This window comes from Brevundimonas vesicularis (genome assembly GCF_032067225.1).
Lineage (GTDB): Bacteria > Pseudomonadota > Alphaproteobacteria > Caulobacterales > Caulobacteraceae > Brevundimonas > Brevundimonas vesicularis_F.
Map to the genome: position 1 here is coordinate 1 of NZ_DAMBJX010000009.1, position 16,069 is coordinate 16,069.

The 16,069-nt window shown below is 66.3% G+C and carries 18 protein-coding genes and 1 riboswitch; of the genes, 8 read left to right on the plus strand and 10 right to left on the minus strand.

What is annotated here, in order from left to right:
* The coding region (gene ispH, locus RT123_RS03545) for a 4-hydroxy-3-methylbut-2-enyl diphosphate reductase (RefSeq protein ID WP_313007897.1) at positions 1 to 738 on the minus strand (738 nt) is incomplete at its 3' end.
* A 251-nt stretch (positions 739 to 989) separates the two neighbouring features.
* Here ispH and RT123_RS03550 point away from each other — a divergent pair.
* The 5 genes from RT123_RS03550 to RT123_RS03570 all read left to right on the plus strand — a co-directional run bounded on the left by RT123_RS03550 (position 990) and on the right by RT123_RS03570 (position 3,580).
* Positions 990 to 1,349, plus strand: coding sequence for an AtpZ/AtpI family protein (locus RT123_RS03550; RefSeq protein ID WP_017505296.1), 360 nt, complete (start codon positions 990 to 992; stop codon positions 1,347 to 1,349).
* Positions 1,350 to 1,355: 6 nt separating this feature from the next.
* A complete protein-coding gene (locus tag RT123_RS03555; protein ID WP_017505297.1) occupies positions 1,356 to 2,141 on the plus strand; it encodes a F0F1 ATP synthase subunit A in 786 nt (261 codons plus the stop codon).
* A gap of 58 nt (positions 2,142 to 2,199) precedes the next feature.
* Positions 2,200 to 2,424 (plus strand): F0F1 ATP synthase subunit C, encoded by a 225-nt coding sequence (locus RT123_RS03560; protein ID WP_017505298.1) that lies wholly within the window; start codon positions 2,200 to 2,202, stop codon positions 2,422 to 2,424.
* Between the two features lie 68 nt (positions 2,425 to 2,492).
* Positions 2,493 to 3,065 carry a hypothetical protein gene (locus tag RT123_RS03565; protein WP_313007900.1) on the plus strand — a complete coding sequence of 191 codons (573 nt, stop codon included), beginning with the start codon at positions 2,493 to 2,495 and terminating at the stop codon, positions 3,063 to 3,065.
* Complete coding sequence (locus tag RT123_RS03570) at positions 3,065 to 3,580, plus strand: F0F1 ATP synthase subunit B (RefSeq protein ID WP_017505300.1); 516 nt, start codon at positions 3,065 to 3,067, stop codon at positions 3,578 to 3,580. Before RT123_RS03565 ends, RT123_RS03570 begins: the two co-directional genes overlap by 1 nt.
* A 76-nt stretch (positions 3,581 to 3,656) precedes the next feature.
* Here the strand turns inward: RT123_RS03570 and RT123_RS03575 are convergent, their stop codons facing one another.
* The 7 genes from RT123_RS03575 to gcvT all read right to left on the minus strand — a co-directional run bounded on the left by RT123_RS03575 (position 3,657) and on the right by gcvT (position 10,412).
* Complete coding sequence (locus tag RT123_RS03575) at positions 3,657 to 4,127, minus strand: DUF6789 family protein (protein ID WP_055753275.1); 471 nt, start codon at positions 4,125 to 4,127, stop codon at positions 3,657 to 3,659.
* 132 nt (positions 4,128 to 4,259) lie between these two features.
* Positions 4,260 to 4,664: a PGPGW domain-containing protein gene (locus RT123_RS03580; protein WP_017505302.1), complete on the minus strand. Its 405-nt coding sequence runs from the start codon at positions 4,662 to 4,664 to the stop codon at positions 4,260 to 4,262.
* A 211-nt stretch (positions 4,665 to 4,875) separates the two neighbouring features.
* A complete protein-coding gene (locus RT123_RS03585; protein ID WP_194943528.1) occupies positions 4,876 to 5,793 on the minus strand; it encodes an SDR family oxidoreductase in 918 nt (305 codons plus the stop codon).
* 66 nt (positions 5,794 to 5,859) lie between these two features.
* The gene (gene gcvPB / locus RT123_RS03590; RefSeq protein ID WP_409514886.1) at positions 5,860 to 7,428 is read right to left on the minus strand and encodes an aminomethyl-transferring glycine dehydrogenase subunit GcvPB; all 1,569 of its coding nucleotides are present in this window, start codon (positions 7,426 to 7,428) and stop codon (positions 5,860 to 5,862) included.
* A gap of 12 nt (positions 7,429 to 7,440) precedes the next feature.
* Positions 7,441 to 8,787 (minus strand): aminomethyl-transferring glycine dehydrogenase subunit GcvPA, encoded by a 1,347-nt coding sequence (gene gcvPA, locus RT123_RS03595; protein ID WP_295245494.1) that lies wholly within the window; start codon positions 8,785 to 8,787, stop codon positions 7,441 to 7,443.
* Positions 8,788 to 8,922: 135 nt separating this feature from the next.
* Positions 8,923 to 9,288 carry a glycine cleavage system protein GcvH gene (gene gcvH, locus RT123_RS03600; protein WP_313007902.1) on the minus strand — a complete coding sequence of 122 codons (366 nt, stop codon included), beginning with the start codon at positions 9,286 to 9,288 and terminating at the stop codon, positions 8,923 to 8,925.
* 11 nt (positions 9,289 to 9,299) lie between these two features.
* Positions 9,300 to 10,412: a glycine cleavage system aminomethyltransferase GcvT gene (gene gcvT, locus RT123_RS03605; protein WP_313007903.1), complete on the minus strand. Its 1,113-nt coding sequence runs from the start codon at positions 10,410 to 10,412 to the stop codon at positions 9,300 to 9,302.
* A gap of 143 nt (positions 10,413 to 10,555) precedes the next feature.
* Positions 10,556 to 10,653: riboswitch (glycine riboswitch) on the minus strand.
* A 105-nt stretch (positions 10,654 to 10,758) separates the two neighbouring features.
* Between gcvT and RT123_RS03610 the strand changes: the two genes are divergently transcribed.
* The 3 genes from RT123_RS03610 (at position 10,759) to pncA (ending at position 13,517) form a co-directional block, all read left to right on the plus strand.
* Positions 10,759 to 11,796 carry an alpha/beta hydrolase gene (locus tag RT123_RS03610; protein WP_313007905.1) on the plus strand — a complete coding sequence of 346 codons (1,038 nt, stop codon included), beginning with the start codon at positions 10,759 to 10,761 and terminating at the stop codon, positions 11,794 to 11,796.
* 135 nt (positions 11,797 to 11,931) lie between these two features.
* Positions 11,932 to 12,897 carry a class 1 fructose-bisphosphatase gene (locus tag RT123_RS03615; protein WP_313007906.1) on the plus strand — a complete coding sequence of 322 codons (966 nt, stop codon included), beginning with the start codon at positions 11,932 to 11,934 and terminating at the stop codon, positions 12,895 to 12,897.
* On the plus strand, positions 12,897 to 13,517 hold the full coding sequence (gene pncA / locus RT123_RS03620; protein ID WP_313007907.1) for a bifunctional nicotinamidase/pyrazinamidase: 621 nt from the start codon (positions 12,897 to 12,899) through the stop codon (positions 13,515 to 13,517). The genes RT123_RS03615 and pncA overlap by 1 nt, the downstream gene beginning before the upstream one ends.
* Before the next feature lie 176 nt (positions 13,518 to 13,693).
* Here the strand turns inward: pncA and RT123_RS03625 are convergent, their stop codons facing one another.
* Positions 13,694 to 14,983, minus strand: coding sequence for a type VI secretion protein ImpB (locus RT123_RS03625; RefSeq protein ID WP_313007909.1), 1,290 nt, complete (start codon positions 14,981 to 14,983; stop codon positions 13,694 to 13,696).
* Positions 14,984 to 15,043: 60 nt separating this feature from the next.
* Positions 15,044 to 16,054, minus strand: a complete 1,011-nt coding sequence (locus RT123_RS03630; RefSeq protein WP_313007910.1) for an adenosine deaminase — start codon at positions 16,052 to 16,054, stop codon at positions 15,044 to 15,046.
* Between the last annotated feature and the right edge of the window lie 15 nt (positions 16,055 to 16,069).

A 16,069-nucleotide genomic window follows, 5' to 3' on the forward strand; every position in this document is an offset into this window, starting at 1 on the left:
GACCTCGACCAGACGCACCGAATTGGACGAGTTCTTGGATCCGACGACCAGCACGAGGTCGCAGCCCTCGCCCAGCGCCTTGACGGCGTCCTGGCGATTGGTCGTGGCGTAGCAGATGTCTTCCTTGTGCGGATCGGGCAGTTCGGGGAAGCGGCGCTTCAGCACCTTCAGGATGCCCGCCGTGTCGTCCACGGACAGGGTGGTCTGAGTGGCGTAGGCGAGGGGGGCGTCGCCGGGGCGTTCGAACGATTCGGCGTCGGTTTCGGTCTCGACCAGGGTGATGGCGCCGGGCGGCAACTGGCCCAGGGTGCCGACGACCTCGGGGTGGCCTGCGTGGCCGATCAGGATGATGTGCCGGCCGGCCGCATGGTGACGTTCGGCCTCGACGTGGACCTTGGACACCAGGGGGCAGGTCGCGTCCAGGAAGACCAGTTCGCGCGCCCGCGCCGTCGCCGGCACGGACTTGGGCACCCCGTGGGCCGAGAAGACGACCGGCCGGTCGTCAGGGCATTCGTCCAGTTCCTTGACGAAGACCGCGCCCATGGCCTTCAGCCGCTCGACCACATGTTTGTTGTGGACGATCTCGTGGCGTACATAGACGGGAGCGCCGAATTTTTCGATCGCGCGCTCGACGATCTGGATCGCGCGATCGACCCCGGCGCAAAAGCCCCGCGGGGTGGCCAACCTCACCGCGATGGGGCGAAGCGGAGCATTGGGGACGGGAACATGCGCATTCATGGCGGCGAACCTAGTCGTTTGCGGCGCTGACCGCCATCGGAGCCGAAGGGCGGATGCGACGGATTCTGTCGCCCGCAGCAGCGGCGCATCGTCACGGCGGGCGGGCGTGAATGGAAAGTCGATATTCTACAATATGTTAGCGCATGATCACGACGCCTTGACCTGTAGGCCGCTCACGATTAGTTTCCGCGCCGAATTCAGACCCGTCCGGACGCACCGTCTGGACGCCGAACGCACAGGTCCTATCCCCCATGTCGGAATCGCGCGAAGAGGCGATCAAACGCCTCCAAGACAGCGCATCCGCATTGGAGGCGCGGACCACGGCGGAGAAATCCGCCGAACTGACCGGCCATCAGGTGTCGGGTCAGGCCTACAAGATCATCGCCGAGCTTCTCGGCGGCGTCTTCGTGGGGCTGGCGTTCGGAGCGATCGCAGACTGGGCCCTCGGGACCCGTCCGTGGGGTTTGATCGGCGGGGTCCTTCTGGGCTTCGCCTTGTCGATTTACATGGCGCGTCGCACAGCCAACCGGCTGATGGCGCAGGCCAAGGCGCAAGGGACGACGGCTCCGGCCGAACCCTACGTCGAGGCCGACGAAGACGGGGAACGATAGGGCTTCATGGCCGATCCGATTCATCAGTTTGCGATTCAGAAGGTCGTCGACCTTGGCGACGTCACCCTGCCTGTGCTGGGGACGGTCGATCTGGCGATCACCAACTCGCACATCGCCATGACGGTCGCCTTCGTGCTGATCGTCGGCTTCCTGGCCGCCGTAACCGCGAACGCCCAGGTCGTGCCCGGCCGGCTGCAAGCCGCCGGCGAGGGCCTGTTCGGCCTGATCGACAATCTGGCCGATTCCATCATCGGTCACGAAGGCCGCAAGTATTTCCCGTTCATCTTCACCCTGTTCATCCTGATCCTGGGCATGAACATCCTGGGTCTGTTCCTGACCTTCACGGCGACCTCGCAGCTGGCCATCACCGCCACCTTCGCCCTGATCACCTTCGGTCTGGTGCTGGTCGTCGGCTTCGCCAAGAACGGTCTGGGCTTCTTCAAGCTGTTCTGGCCGATGGGCGCGCCGCTGGCGCTGCGCCCGGTGGTCGGCCTGATCGAGTTCGTGTCCTTCCTGCTTCGCCCGGTCACCCTGGCGCTGCGTCTGTTCGGCAACATGCTGGGCGGTCACGTCGCGCTGAAGATCTTCGCCGGCTTCGTCGTTTCGCTGGGCCTTCTGGGCCTGGGCGGCGGCATCGGTCTGCTGGCCTTCCCGGTCGCGGCCCTGTCGCTGGGCATGGTCGTCGCCCTGACCGCTCTGGAGTTCCTGGTGGCCTTCCTCCAGGCCTTCGTCTTCGCCGTTCTGGCCTGCATCTATCTGAACGATGTGGTCAACCTGGACCACGCCCACTAAAGGGCCGGACCAGTCTCTTCACCCCAACCACCAACGACTTTAATCTAGGAATACAATCATGGACGCTGAAGCCGCGAAGTACATCGGCGCTGGTCTCGCCACCCTGGGCATGATCGGTTCGGCCCTGGGCGTGGGCAACATCTTCGGCAACTTCCTTGCCGGCGCCCTGCGCAACCCGTCGGCCGCCGCCGGCCAAGTCGGCAACCTGTTCGTCGGCGCCGCTCTGGCCGAAGCCCTGGGCATCCTGGCCTTCGTGCTCGGCATCCTGATGATCTTCGGCTGATTTCAGTCGATCACGGCGCGCGGGGTTCGCCCGCGCGCCGCTTCATCTGATCCTGCAGTAGACGGTTCATGGCCAGCACCCACACCATCGACGCGGTCCCGCCTTCGGTCGAAGCGGACCTGCACGCCGAGACGGCGACCCCCGCCGAGCACGGCTCGGGCGGCCTGCCGCAATTCCAGTTCGAGCACTGGGCGGGCCAGATCGGCTATCTGCTGATCCTGTTCGTCATCCTGTATGTTCTGGTTTCCAAGGTCTTTGCGCCCCGCCTTCGCAAGGTGATGGACGAACGGGCCGACACCATTTCCACCGCCGTTGCGACCGCGCGTCAGGTTCAGGCTGAAGCCGCCGACCAGGCCGCCCAAGCTCAGGCGGAAGTCGCCAAGGCTCGCGCTGACGCCCGCGCCACGGCCGCCGCCGCCAAGGCGCGCGTGACCGAAGAAGCCAACGCCCGTCAGGCCGCCGAAGAAGCCGTGGTCAACGCCCGCATCGCCGAGGCGGAAGCCTCGATCGGCCAGACGCGCGACGCCGCCATGGCGAATGTCTCCACCATCGCCTCCGACACGACCGCCGCCATGGTCGAACGTCTGACCGGCAAGGCCGCGACCGCCGCCGAGCTGGCCGCCGTCAAGGGAGCCGCCTGATGAACCTGATCTTCGAACACGGCATCTGGAGCTTCGCCAATGCGGAGATCTGGGTCGGCATCGGCCTGATCATCTTCTTCGGCATCCTGATCGCCGCCGGCGTGCCCAAGATGGCCGGCAAGGCGCTGGACGCCAAGGCCGTCAAGATCCAGGCCGATCTGGACGAGGCCGCTCGCCTGCGCGCCGAGGCCGAAGCCCTGCTGGCCCAGATCCGCAAGGAGAAGGCCGAGGCTGAAGCCCAAGCCGCCGAGATGATGGCTCAGGCCGAAGCCGACGCCCGTCGTCTGGAAGTCGAGACCAAGGCCAAGCTGGAAGAGACGCTGGCCCGTCGCCAGAAGATGGCCGAAACCCGCATCGCCCAAGCCGAAGCCCAGGCCTCGGCCGAGGTGAAGGCCGCCGCCGCCGATCTGGCCGCCAAGTCGGCGGAACAGGTTCTGGCCGCGCGCCTCGCCAGCGGCGCCAAGGATCCGCTGCTCGACAGCGCCATCGCCCAGATCGGCGATCGCCTGAACTAATCAGGGTTGATCCTGAATGAAACAAGGCCCCCGACGTCGCCGTCGGGGGCCTTTTTCTTGGGCGATCAAGTCGTGATCAGTGGGCGTGTGCGCCGCCGATGATGGTCGCGCCCATCCGCTTGTCGCGCGCCACCAGCCGGGCATAGACGTTGCCCAGCACAATGCCGAAGACCGCATGGGTGATCAGCAGCCAGGCGAAGGTGCCGAAGCCCGCGCCGGCCGTGAAGGTGCGGTAGTTGCCGAACATCACGATGGCGGCCATCATCAGGATCCATGCGCCGACGGCGAAGACGATGCCCTTGGTCTCGGGCGTGTCCGTCGGCAGGCGGGGACACAGGACGGCGAACAGCGGCCCCAGGATGAAGACGCCGCTGATGACATGGACCACCCAGCCGACCGCCAGATTGCCGGGCATTCCGATCATGCTGGCGATGACCCCCTGGAAGGGATCAAACCAGTTCAGGAACATATTGGGTATTTCGAGCAGTGAGACGGCCACGGTCGCCGCAACGCCGGCGATCAGACCTTTTTGTACGCGTGACATCATGACCTTAGCGCCTCCCAACGCCTAAGTGGTTCTCTGATAACGCGCAGACAGAATACGCCTGACTTGAGAGAGCGGTGTTCACGATCCTGTGGTTAGCGGTTGCAGCAACGCAACCGCGAAATCAGGCGGTGACTAGCGGAAAAGCTTGCGGAAATAGCGCCGAACGCTCTTGCGGCCGCGCGAGAGGCGACGGCTGGACCGCTTGGTCACGATCTTTTCGGCCCGCAGCGCCTGTTGCCAGAAGACCGGTGCGAACTCGGGCTTCTTCCGCATCAGGCGACGGAAGGGATAGACCCATTTCGGCCGCGCATATTGGGCGCGAATGAACTGTCGCTTGGCCCAGAACGAGCTTTTCAGGATCAGCATCAGGCCGACGGCGATGACGGGAATGCCGCCGGGCCCGGGCAGGGGGGCGATCAGAATGCCCAGCAGCACGACGAACAGACCGCCGATCATCAGCGCCCAGCGCTTGACGACCCGCAGCGTCGAGGCGCGCGGTTTGTCTGAGCGGACGAAGGGAACGGGGAGTGAGGTCACGAATACGCCAGATGGGGAGGAGGATCGTCATGACAACGGTAGCCACGGACGCGCGATCCCTCGTCGGGAAAGGAAAAGGCGACCGTGACGACCTTGCCACAAGACCCCTTAACGCCATGCGTCCATGGCGGATGGATGTCCGGCGGGTGAAGCTTTGGTCATGAAGAGACGATCTCTGCTCGCCGTGGCGCGACGGACACGCCCCGCGCCGTCAGCCGTAGACCACGCCCGTCAGACGCTCTGATTCCGACCACAGACGCTTGGCCACATCGACGTCCCTGGCCTGGCGCTTGATCACCGCGACGCCTGGCCGGCCCTTCATCTCCTGAAACCCGGTGGGGCCGTAATAGCCGCCCGGCGTCGGGTCCGGCAGGGTCGCGGCCATCAGGATCGGCAGGGCGCCGTCGGCGGCCGAATGGCTGAGCACGGCCTCCAGCAGCCGCGCGCCGCGCGCGAACAGGCCGGGCTTGCCGGCATGGCCGTTGGCGATCAGGTCGGTGCGGGCGAAGCCGGGATGGGCCGCCACGCTGGTCAGGCCCCAGCCGTGAGCGTCGCTGCGGCGCTGAAGCTCCAGGGCGAACATCAGCATGGCCAGCTTGGATTGCTGATAGACCGGCCACGGGCTGTAGTGGCTTTGATAGTTCAGGTCGTCCAGGCGGATATGGCCGCTGCGGTGGGCGACGCTGGACAGCTGGACCAAGCGGGCCTTTGCCCCAATCAGCAACGGCAGCAGGCGGCCGACCAGGGCGAAGTGGGACAGGTAGTTGGTCCCGAACTGCATCTCGAATCCATCGACGGTCGTCTGGCGCGTCGGCAGGGCCATGACGCCCGCATTGTCGATCAGGATGTCGATGGGGCGTCCCGTCGCCAGAGGGCGCTCGGCGAAGGCCTGGACGGAGGCCAGGCTGGCGAGGTCCAGCAGTTCGAACCGCACGGCCGCATCCGGATGACGAGACCGGATCAGCCGTTCGGCCTCGGCCCCCTTGGCGGGATTGCGGGCCGCCAGCACGACCTCGGCGCCCTTGCCGGCCAGCACCAGGGCGGTCTCCAGCCCCAGCCCGCCGGTCGCGCCGGTGACGATGGCCAGTCGGCCGGAAAGGTCGGGGATGTCGTTCGTCGTCCAGGTCATGGCCATGACCTAGCGATGGATCAGCCCCGCGTCAGCCCCTTCCCGCAGGAAGGGGCGACTTCGAGATCAGGCCGCCTTGTTGGAGCCTTCCGGCGCGGTCCAGCGCAGAACCGGCGAACGGGCGGCGCGGGTTTCGTCCAGACGTTTCAGCGGCGCGTGGAAGGGCGCGCCCTTGAAGCGATCAACGTCGCCGGCCTTGGCGGCCCCGGCCAAGGCGCGCATCGCCTCGATAAAGCGATCCAGCTCGGCCTTGGACTCGGTCTCAGTGGGCTCGATCAGCATGGCGCCGTGGACGACCAGAGGGAAATACATGGTCATCGGGTGGAAGCCCTCGTCGATCATCGCCTTGGCGAAGTCGAGCGTGGTGATGTCCGTGCCCTTCAGCCATTCGTCGTCGAACAGGGCCTCGTGCATGCAGGGGCCGTCGGGGAAGGCGGCCGACATCAAATCACCGAGCCGGACCTTGATGTAGTTGGCGTTCAGGACGGCGTCCTCGGCGACCTGACGCAGGCCGTCGGCGCCGTGCGACATCATGTAGGACAGGGCGCGGGTGTACATGCCCATCTGGCCCTGGAAGGCGCACAGACGGCCGAACGCTTGCTCGGCCTCGTCCTCCTCGCGCTCGATCAGGCGATAGCCGCCGTCGTCATGCACGACCCAGGGGGCGGGGGCGAACGGCGCCAGGGCTTCGGAGAGGACCACCGGACCCGCGCCCGGACCGCCGCCGCCGTGGGGCGTCGAGAAGGTCTTGTGCAGGTTGATGTGCATCGCATCGACGCCCAGGTCGCCCGGACGAACCCGGCCGACGATGGCGTTGAAGTTGGCGCCGTCGCAGTAGAAATAGGCGCCGGCCTCATGCGTCAGGCGGCTGATCTCCAGGATATCGCGCTCGAACAGGCCGCAGGTGTTAGGGTTGGTCACCATGATGGCGGCGACGTCGTCACCCAGCTTGGACGCCAAGTCAGCGACATCCACGCGGCCGTCCTCGGTCTGGGCCACTTCGACCACCGAATAGCCGACGAAGGCGGCAGTGGCGGGGTTGGTGCCGTGGGCGCTGGTGGGAACCAGAACCTTGCGGCGCTTCTCATGCTGGCCCGAGGCCTCGTGGGCGGCGCGGATCGCCATCAGACCGCACAATTCGCCGTGCGCGCCGGCCTTGGGCGACAGGGCGACAGCGGGCATGCCGGTCAGGGTCTTCAGCCAGTGGGCCAGGGTGTCCATCAGCTCGAGCGCGCCCTGAACCGTCGAGATCGGCTGAAGCGGGTGGATATCGGAGAAGCCGGGCAGGCGGGCCATCTTCTCGTTCAGGCGCGGGTTGTGCTTCATCGTGCACGATCCCAGCGGATAGATGGCCAGGTCGATGGCGTGGTTCTTCTGGCTCAGGCGCACATAGTGGCGCATGGTTTCCGGCTCGGACAGGCCGGGCAGGCCGATCGGATCCTTGCGGACGAGGTCACCCAGGTCGGAGCCGTCCGTCTTGGGTTCCGGCAGGTCGACGCCGGTCTTGCCCCAGCCGTCGCCCTCGAAGATCAGGGCTTCGTTCTGCAACAGGCCGCGGCCGCCGGTCAGGGTGGCGGGCTTGGTCTGGACCTGGTTTGGGGCGGTCGGGCGGCCGACGGTGTTCATGGTGCTCATGGTCAATATCCCTTACGCGCCGAGGACTTTGGAGAGCGACTTGGCGAGGATCTGGATGTCGGCATCCAGGGTCGTCTCGGTCGCGGCGACCAGCAGAACGTCGTCCATGCCGGCGTCGGGGGCCAGGCGGCTGTAGGGCACGCCGGCCAGGACGTGATGGGCGGCCAGCTGATCCACGACCTCGGCCGCGTTCTTGGGCAGGCGCACCGCGAACTCATTGAAGAAACGGTCGGTCAGGACTTCGACGCCCGGAATGGCGGCCAGGGCGTCGCGCGTGGCGACGGCCTTTTCGTGGTTCAGCAGGGCCAGTTTGCGCAGGCCCGTCTCGCCGAGCAGGCTCATGTGGATGGTGAAGGCCAGGGTGCACAGGCCCGAGTTGGTGCAGATGTTCGAGGTCGCCTTGTCTCGGCGGATGTGCTGCTCGCGCGTGGACAGGGTCAGGACGAAGCCGCGTTCGCCGTCGGCGTCCACGGTTTCGCCGGTCAGGCGGCCGGGCATCTGGCGGATCAGCTTCTCGCGCGTGGCGAACAGGCCGACATAGGGACCGCCGAAGTTCAGGGCGTTGCCGATCGACTGGCCCTCGGCCGCGACGATGTCGGCGCCCATTTCGCCGGGCGACTTCAACAGGCCCATCGACACGGCCTCGGTGACCACGACGATCAGCAGGGCGCCGGCGGCGTGGGCGGCCTCGGCGATCTTGGTCACGTCGGTGGCCGTGCCGAAGACGTTGGGGGTCTGGACGACGACGCAGGCGGTGTCGGGACCGATCTGGTCGATCACGGCGGCCTCGGCGTCCACGGCGGCGGGCAGGGCCAGGGTTTCGACGCCGACGGCGTGAACCACGGTCTCGGTCGCCTTGATGTAGTGCGGGTGCACGCCGCCCGAGATCACCGCCTTGTTGCGGCGGGTCACGCGGGTAGCCATCAGCACGCCCTCGGCCATGGCGGTCGATCCGTCATAGAGGCTGGCGTTGGCGACCGGCATGCCGGTCAGGTTCGCGACCTGAGTCTGGAACTCGTACAGGTACTGCAGCGTGCCCTGCGCGATTTCCGGCTGGTAGGGGGTGTAGCTGGTCAGGAACTCCGAGCGCTGGATCACGTGGTCCACCGTCGCCGGGACGTGGTGCTTGTAGGCCCCTGCGCCGCAGAAGAAGGGCACGGCGCCGGCGGTGGCGTTCTTGGCCGCCATGGCGGACAGGGCGCGCTCGACCTCTAACTCGCCTGCGACGCGCGGCAGATCGACGGGGCCGTCCAGGCGGGCGGCCTGGGGCACGTCCACGAACAGATCATCGATGGATTTCGCGCCGATGGCGGCGAGCATCGCCGTGCGGTCGTCGGGCGTCAGGGGGAGGTAACGCATATCCGGTTCCTTGCATCCGTCATCCTCGGGCTTGACCCGAGGACCAGATGTTGTGCGGCTCATGCGTCAAAGGCTTCGCACGAGTGGTTGATCGTCCGGCCCTCGGGTCAAGCCCGAGGGTGACGGAGTTTAAAGTTAGAGGGTTTTCAGGAAATCGTCGTAGGCGGACTGGTCCATCAGGGCGTCCAGCTGCGAGGCGTCCGAAACCTTGATCTTGGCGAACCAGCCGTCGGCCTCGGCGCCCGAGTTGACGGTTTCCGGGGCGGTCGACAGGGCGTCGTTGGCCTCGACCACCTCGCCCGAGACGGGGGCGTAGACGTCCGACGCCGCCTTGACGCTTTCGACCACGGCGAAGCTGTCGCCCTTGGAGACGGTCTTGCCGACTTCAGGCACTTCGACGAACACCACGTCGCCCAGGGCGTCGGCGGCGTGTTTGGAGATGCCGACGATGGCGATGTCGCCGTCCAGGCTGACCCACTCGTGATCCTTGGTGAACTTCATGGTCTGATCTCTCAGGCTTTGGGTTTGCGGTAATAGCGTTGGGCCACGAAGGGCATGGCGACGACTTCGGCGGCGGCGGTCTTGCCGCGCACGATGACCTTCAGCGCCGTGCCCAGGGCGGCATGGGCCGGCGGGACATAGCCCATGGCGATGTTCTTGCCCAAGGTGGGGGAGGGGCCGCCCGAGGTGACCTTGCCGATCACGGCGCCGTCGGCGTCGGCGATCTCGGCGCCTCCACGGGCCGGCGCGCCTTCCTTGACGATCAGACCAACGCGAACGCGAGAGGGTCCGTCGGACAGTTCCTTGAGGACCCGGTCGGCGCCGGCGAAGTCCCCGCGTTCCTTGCGTGACTTGGACAGGGCGAAGGTCAGGGCGCCTCCGACCGGCGAGGTGGTCGGGTCGATGTCGTGGCCGTGCAGCGGCAGGCCGGCTTCCAGACGCAAGCTGTCGCGGGCGCCCAGGCCGATCGGCTTGACGCGGGCGTCTTCCAGAATGGTGTTCCAGATGCGCTCGGCTTGGTCCGCGGGGACCGAAATCTCATAGCCGTCCTCGCCGGTGTAGCCCGAGCGCGACACATAGCAATCAGCGCCGAACAGCATCAGGCGCGCGCATTCCATGAAGCCCATTTCGGCCAGGATCGGCTCGTGCGCGGCCATGACCTCGGCGGCTTCCGGTCCCTGGATGGCGATCAGCGCGCGGTCCAGCACCGTCAGCTTGGCGTCGCCTTCCAGATTGGCTTCCCAGAAGGCGAAGTCCTCGTCCTTATTGCCGGCGTTGACGACGACGAAGAGGCCGTCGTGATCCGGCCGTCCGGCCATCAGGTCGTCGATGACGCCGCCGTCCTTGTTCAGCAGCAGCGAATACTTCTGCTTGCCGGCCTTCAGGATCGCGTAGTCGCCGGGCACGAACCGCTCGAACTGGGCGATCGCATCCTCGCCGGTGATCTTGCACTGGCCCATGTGTGAGACGTCGAACAGACCGGCGTGTTCCCGCGTCCAGCGGTGCTCGGCCAGAACGCCTTCGTACTGGACCGGCATGTCATAGCCGCCGAAGCCCACCATACGGGCGCCCAGCGCGCGGTGCGCGGCGTTCAAAGGCGTGGTCTTCAGGGTCTGGTCGGTCATGGTTCAGGCTTTCACGGTCGCGTGTTGTGGCGGAGCTCCGCCGTCCTCGCGCCCCCGCTGTCCTGAAGCCTGAGAGATTCCGGCGACCAAATCATGTCGCCTTGCTCCGTCGGCGCGCCCGAATGGGCGACTTTCCAGCGTCCGTATGCTTCGCGGTCCGTTTGCCTGAGCGTTTCCGGGGCGGTTGCGCCTTCGGCGTCGAACCCTGTTTCCAGCGCCCGATCTCTCCCGCGAGAGCGTGCGACCTAAGGCATCGACTCAAGCGCCAAGTCAAGCGGGCCGGGAACAAGGTTGCGTGCGGCGGGTTGTCGTTCCGAACCCCGAAACCAAACTCAGGAATGCGAAAATGTCCATTATAGACAAGCTGTTCGGCGGCGACGACAAGCCGCGCGACACGCCCGCCAAGGCCGATGGCCCGATGCAGAAGGTGCTGGACGAACTCGCGTCTCTCGGCGGCAAGCCCATCGAGACCCTGTCGCCAGAGGAGGCCCGCCAGCAACCGACGCCGACCGATGCGGTAAAATCGTTGTTGCGCAAGGACGGCAAGGACCCCAGCGACGACATGGGCGTCAAGACCAGCGACATCACTATTCCCGGCGCCGCCGGCCCGATCCAGGCGCGCATCTACAAGCCTCACGACCATTCCGAAGACAAGCTGCACCCGGTCGTCGTCTATTTCCACGGCGGCGGCTTCGTGATCGCGGATCTGGACGTCTATGACGGCGGCCCGCGCGGCGTGTCCAAGATGGCCGATGTGATCGTGGTCTCGGTCCATTATCGCCAGGCCCCGGAACACCATTTCCCCGCCGCGCACGACGACGCCCTGGCCGCTTATCGCTGGGTGCTGGAGAATGCGCAGACCTTCCGCGGCGACCCGCAGAAGGTGGCGGTCATGGGCGAAAGCGCAGGCGGCAACCTGGCCATCGGCGTGTCGATGATGGCGCGCGACGCCGGCTTGGCCGCGCCCAAACATCAGGTGCTGGTCTATCCCGTCGCCGGCGTGGACATGGACAATGAGTCCTACGTCGAGAATGCCGACGCCAAGCCGCTGAACAAGCCGATGATGAAGTGGTTCGTGAAACACATCTTCGCCAACGAGGCTGATGCTCAGGACCCGCGCATCAATATCGTCGAGAAGGCGAATCTGTCGGGCCTGCCCTCGACGACGGTGATCTGCGCCGAGATCGATCCGCTGCGCACCGAGGGCGAACTGCTGGCCGAGAAGCTGGAGCAGGCTGGCGTCGACGTGCGTCACAAGACCTTCCACGGTTCGACGCACGAGTTCTTCGGCATGGCGACGGTCGTGCCGGATGCGGCGGCGGCCCAGACCTTCGCCGCTCACGAGCTGAAACGGGCGTTCGGTACGGCGATCCTGCCGATCTGATCCAACGAGACGCCGAAAGATAAGGAAGCGCCCCGGCTTTCGCCGGGGCGTTTTCGTTGGCGCCTCGCCCTGCCGCCTTGCCCTGGGGCCTGTCCCCCGCCAAAACGGCGCAACGCCCAGAACCGGACCGACTGCATGACCCGCACACGCCTTGACGCCCATATCGCCGCCCTGGATGCGCCCGAGGGGCTGAAGACGGTTCTGACCGTGGTCGCCGCCACCTGCGCGGACATCAGCAAGGTCGTTGCGGGCGGGGCGCTGGCCGGGGCGCTGGGCGCATCGGGACAGATCAACGTGCAGGACGAGGAGCAGAAGAAGCTCGACGTCATGACCAACGACATGCTGACCGAGGCCCTGCTGGCCAGCCCGGCCGTCGCCGGCGTCGCGTCGGAAGAGATGGACGAGGTCCAGCCGGCCTCCAATCCGGCCGGCGACTATCTGGTGCTGTTCGACCCGTTGGACGGCTCGTCCAACATCGACATCAATGCGCCCGTCGGCACCATCGTCTCGGTGCTGAAGTCCGCGACGGCGACGCCGACCGAGACTGATTTCATGCAGCCCGGCCGCAATCAGGTCGCCGCCCTCTACGCCGTCTATGGACCGCAAACCATGCTGGTGCTGACGACCGGCGCGGGCGTGAAGGGGTTCACGCTGTCGAACGACGGCGACTGGATCCTGACCCACGACGACATCGCCATTTCGCCGGACACCAAGGAGTTCGCCATCAACATGTCGAACCTGCGCCACTGGGCCGAGCCGGTGCAGACCTATGTCGGCGACCTGCTGAAGGGCGAAGAGGGGCCTCGGGCCAAGAACTTCAATATGCGCTGGGTCGCGGCCATGGTCGCGGATGTTCACCGTATCCTGATGCGCGGCGGGGTCTTCCTCTATCCCTGGGACCGGCGCGAGCCGAACAAGCCGGGCAAGCTGCGCCTGATGTACGAAGGCAATCCGATGGCCTTCCTGGTCGAACAAGCCGGCGGCAAGGCGACGACGGACGGACGCCAGGCCATTCTGGACGTGCAGCCCGAGCATCTGCACCAGCGCATCCCCGTCGCGCTCGGCTCGGCCAACGAGATCGACGCCTACGCAGGCGTCTGATGAGCGACGCCCTTCTGGTCATCGATCCGCAGAACGACTTCTGTGAAGGCGGCCGTCTGGCGGTGGCCGGCGGCGCGGGGATCATGCCGCTGATCAACCGGCTGGCGGCTCGGTTCGACCGGGTGATCGTGACCCAGGACTGGCATACGCCGGACCAGATTTCTTTCGCCTCCAACCACCCCGGTGCAGCGCCCTTCACCGAGATCGAGGTCGCCTATGGTCGCCAGATGCTTTGGCCGGATCATTGTCTTCAGGGCACGCCTGGCGCCGACTTTCATCCCGATGCAGCGCCGACGGTCGAGAAGGCCATGGCCGTGATCCGCAAGGGCTATAATCCGGCGGTCGACAGCTATTCCGGCTTTTTCGAGAACGATCACCGCACCCCGACGGGGCTGTCCGGCCTGTTGCGTGAACTCGGCGTGACGCGCGTTTTCCTCTGCGGTCTGGCCTTCGACTACTGCGTCCGCTTCACCGCCGAGGACGCGGTTCGCGAAGGGTTCGAAGCCGTGGTGATCTCCGACGCCAGCCGGGCCATCGCGTCGCAAACCGAGGCGGCGGCCCAAGAAAGTTTCAGGGCCTTGGGCGTGGCGGAGGTCAAGGCAGCCGCGCTGCTCGCCTGATCCCCTTATCCTTCGTCATCCTCCGGCGAGCGTAGCGAGACCGGGGGACCCAGCGGCGCCGAAGGCGATCCATCTGTCGAACGAAGCACCGAGACCGTGTGCGCGACAGGTTCGCGCTTTCGCGCGCCGCTGGGTTCCGGGTCTTCGCTGCGCTTCGCCCGGAATGACGAAAGCATCTACTCCCAGAAGTCCTCGGCCTCGGGGATGCGGGTGAAGGCGATCTTGGCGCCGATATAGTCGGGCAGGCCGGCCTTCGGGCCGATGCTGACGGTGTCCTTGCCGTAGCGGCGGTTCAGCGCATCCAGCGCCTGGGACAGGCGAAGAGACGGGGCCTCGCCGTCCTGATCCGGGCCGGCGGCGAACAGGTCGGTCTCGAAGGCGTCGCGGGATTTCAGGCCGTGCACCCCGACCCCGACATAGCTCAGGCGTCCCGCCTCCAACTCCGGCTCGACCTTGCGCCACAGACTGTCGAGGGCAGCCAGAAGGGCGAAGGTGTCCTGCGTCGGCGCGATGGGGCGACTCATCGCCGCCGTTTCCCAACCGCGACGACCGCTTCGAGGCGTCGCCTTCGGCCCCATGTCCAGATGCAGGGTCAGGCTGGCGCCGGTCAGGCCCATGCGCCGCAGACGCGCTCCGCACTTGACCACCAGCCGCCGCGCCACGGCCCGCGCCTTGTCCGGGGTCCGCATGGCCTGGGCCAGGACGTGGCTGTGGCTGATGGAGGCGGGCGGTTTTTCCGGCGTCGGCTCGCTGTCCAGACCATGCAGGCCGCGCCAGATGCGTTCGCCCTCGATGCTGTTCCAGACCGCCCGGGCCTGTTTCGCGCTCATGTTCCAAAGGCCGGCCGTGTCGGTGACCCCCGCCGCCTGCAACCGGACCCGCATGCGCGAGCCGATGCCCGGATATTTCGACAGCGGCAGGTCCAGCAGGGGGCCGGGCAGTTCGTTGGCCCGCAGCACCGTCAGGCCGGCCGGCTTCTTCATCCCGCAGGCGGTCTTGGCCAGGAACCGCGACGGCGCCAGCCCGACGGACGACCGCAGACAGTCGCCGACGTTTTGCAGGATGCCCGCCTGAATCCGGCGGGCCAGGGCGACGGCGTTCGCCTCCAACCGTTCTGGACCCAGCAACTCGCAGGAACATTCGTCGATCGAGCCGACCTTCCATACCGGCACATGGCGGTCGATCTCGGCCATGATCTGCTGGTGGATTTTGACGTACAGATCGGGGCGCGCCTCGGCGACGATAAGACCGGGGCACAGTTTGCGCGCCTCGGACACCCGCATCCCGGTGTGAACGCCCCAGGCCTTGCTCTCATAGCTGGCGGCGATGGCGCCGGTGTATTCGCTCATCGCCGGCCGCACGATGACCGGCTTGCCCCGCCAGTCCGAGTTCATCTGCTGTTCGACGCTGGCGAAGAAGGCGTTCAGATCGACGAACAGCCAGCGGAGGTTCGCGCTGTCTTCCACCGGTGATCCTGTCCGCTCCATCGCCGGAACGTAACAGGAACAACGTCGAGTCGAAAGGCGTCAGTGCCTCGCCGCGTAAGCATCAACCTCAGCCAGGTAGGCCGCCTTCTCCGCCTCGCCCAGGAACGACCCTTTGAAGCTGTTTTTCGCCAGCTGCGTCACCTGATCGCGTGTCAGGCCGACGGCCTCGGCCAACCGGCTGTAGTTGTCGTTCACATATCCCCCAAAATAGGACGGGTCGTCCGAGTTCAGGGTGACGTGCAGGCCCCGCCGCAGCATCTCGGGGACGGGATGGTCCTTCAGGTCATCCACCACGCACAGTTTCAGGTTCGACAGAGGGCAGACGGTCAGGGTCATCTGCTCGGCGGCCAGCCGCTGGATCAGAGCCTCGTCCTCCATCGAGCGATTGCCGTGGTCCATCCGGTCGATGTTCAGCAGGTCCAGCGCCTCGTGCACATAGGCGGGCGGGCCCTCCTCGCCGGCGTGGGCGCACAACTTCAGGCCCAGCTCACGCGCCGCAGCGAAGACCCGCTGGAACTTGGACGGCGGATGGCCGACCTCCGACGAATCCAGCCCCACGCCGATGAAATGGTGCAGATAGGGTTTGGCCGCCTCCAGCGTCGCGAACGCTTCCTCCTCGGTTAGGTGGCGTAGGAAGCTGAGGATCAGGCCGCTGGACACGCCCAGCTCCGCCTTGGCCCGGTCCATGCCTGCGATCAGCCCCTCGACCACCACGCCGAAGGGCACGCCTCGGTCGGTATGGGTCTGGGGATCGAAGAAGATTTCGGCGTGGCGCACATTATCCGCCGCCGCGCGCTGGAAATAGGCGAAGGCCAGATCCTCGAAATCCTGCCGCGTCAGCAGGACGGCGGCCCCCGCATAGTAGATGTCCAGGAAGTCCTGCAGGTTCGAGAAATCATAGGCCGCCCGCACCGCCTCGACGCTGTCGTAGGGAATGGACACGCCGTTGCGCTGCGCCAGTTCGAACATCAGCTCGGGCTCCAGCGAGCCCTCAATATGCAGGTGCAGTTCGGCCTTGGGCAGGCCGGCGATATAGGCGTCGAGCGACATGGGCGATCTCCGGGA

What these genes read in the sequence shown, in the direction of transcription:
- RT123_RS03550 (WP_017505296.1), top strand. Translation starts at nt 990, where the DNA reads ATGTCGGAATCGCGCGAAGAGGCGATCAAACGCCTCCAAGACAGCGCA.
- RT123_RS03555 (WP_017505297.1), top strand. Translation starts at nt 1,356, where the DNA reads ATGGCCGATCCGATTCATCAGTTTGCGATTCAGAAGGTCGTCGACCTT.
- RT123_RS03560 (WP_017505298.1), top strand. Translation starts at nt 2,200, where the DNA reads ATGGACGCTGAAGCCGCGAAGTACATCGGCGCTGGTCTCGCCACCCTG.
- RT123_RS03565 (WP_313007900.1), top strand. Translation starts at nt 2,493, where the DNA reads ATGGCCAGCACCCACACCATCGACGCGGTCCCGCCTTCGGTCGAAGCG.
- RT123_RS03570 (WP_017505300.1), top strand. Translation starts at nt 3,065, where the DNA reads ATGAACCTGATCTTCGAACACGGCATCTGGAGCTTCGCCAATGCGGAG.
- RT123_RS03575 (WP_055753275.1), bottom strand. Translation starts at nt 4,127, where the DNA reads ATGATGTCACGCGTACAAAAAGGTCTGATCGCCGGCGTTGCGGCGACC.
- RT123_RS03585 (WP_194943528.1), bottom strand. Translation starts at nt 5,793, where the DNA reads ATGACCTGGACGACGAACGACATCCCCGACCTTTCCGGCCGACTGGCC.
- gcvPB (WP_409514886.1), bottom strand. Translation starts at nt 7,428, where the DNA reads ATGAGCACCATGAACACCGTCGGCCGCCCGACCGCCCCAAACCAGGTC.
- gcvPA (WP_295245494.1), bottom strand. Translation starts at nt 8,787, where the DNA reads ATGCGTTACCTCCCCCTGACGCCCGACGACCGCACGGCGATGCTCGCC.
- gcvH (WP_313007902.1), bottom strand. Translation starts at nt 9,288, where the DNA reads ATGAAGTTCACCAAGGATCACGAGTGGGTCAGCCTGGACGGCGACATC.
- gcvT (WP_313007903.1), bottom strand. Translation starts at nt 10,412, where the DNA reads ATGACCGACCAGACCCTGAAGACCACGCCTTTGAACGCCGCGCACCGC.
- RT123_RS03610 (WP_313007905.1), top strand. Translation starts at nt 10,759, where the DNA reads ATGTCCATTATAGACAAGCTGTTCGGCGGCGACGACAAGCCGCGCGAC.
- RT123_RS03615 (WP_313007906.1), top strand. Translation starts at nt 11,932, where the DNA reads ATGACCCGCACACGCCTTGACGCCCATATCGCCGCCCTGGATGCGCCC.
- pncA (WP_313007907.1), top strand. Translation starts at nt 12,897, where the DNA reads ATGAGCGACGCCCTTCTGGTCATCGATCCGCAGAACGACTTCTGTGAA.
- RT123_RS03630 (WP_313007910.1), bottom strand. Translation starts at nt 16,054, where the DNA reads ATGTCGCTCGACGCCTATATCGCCGGCCTGCCCAAGGCCGAACTGCAC.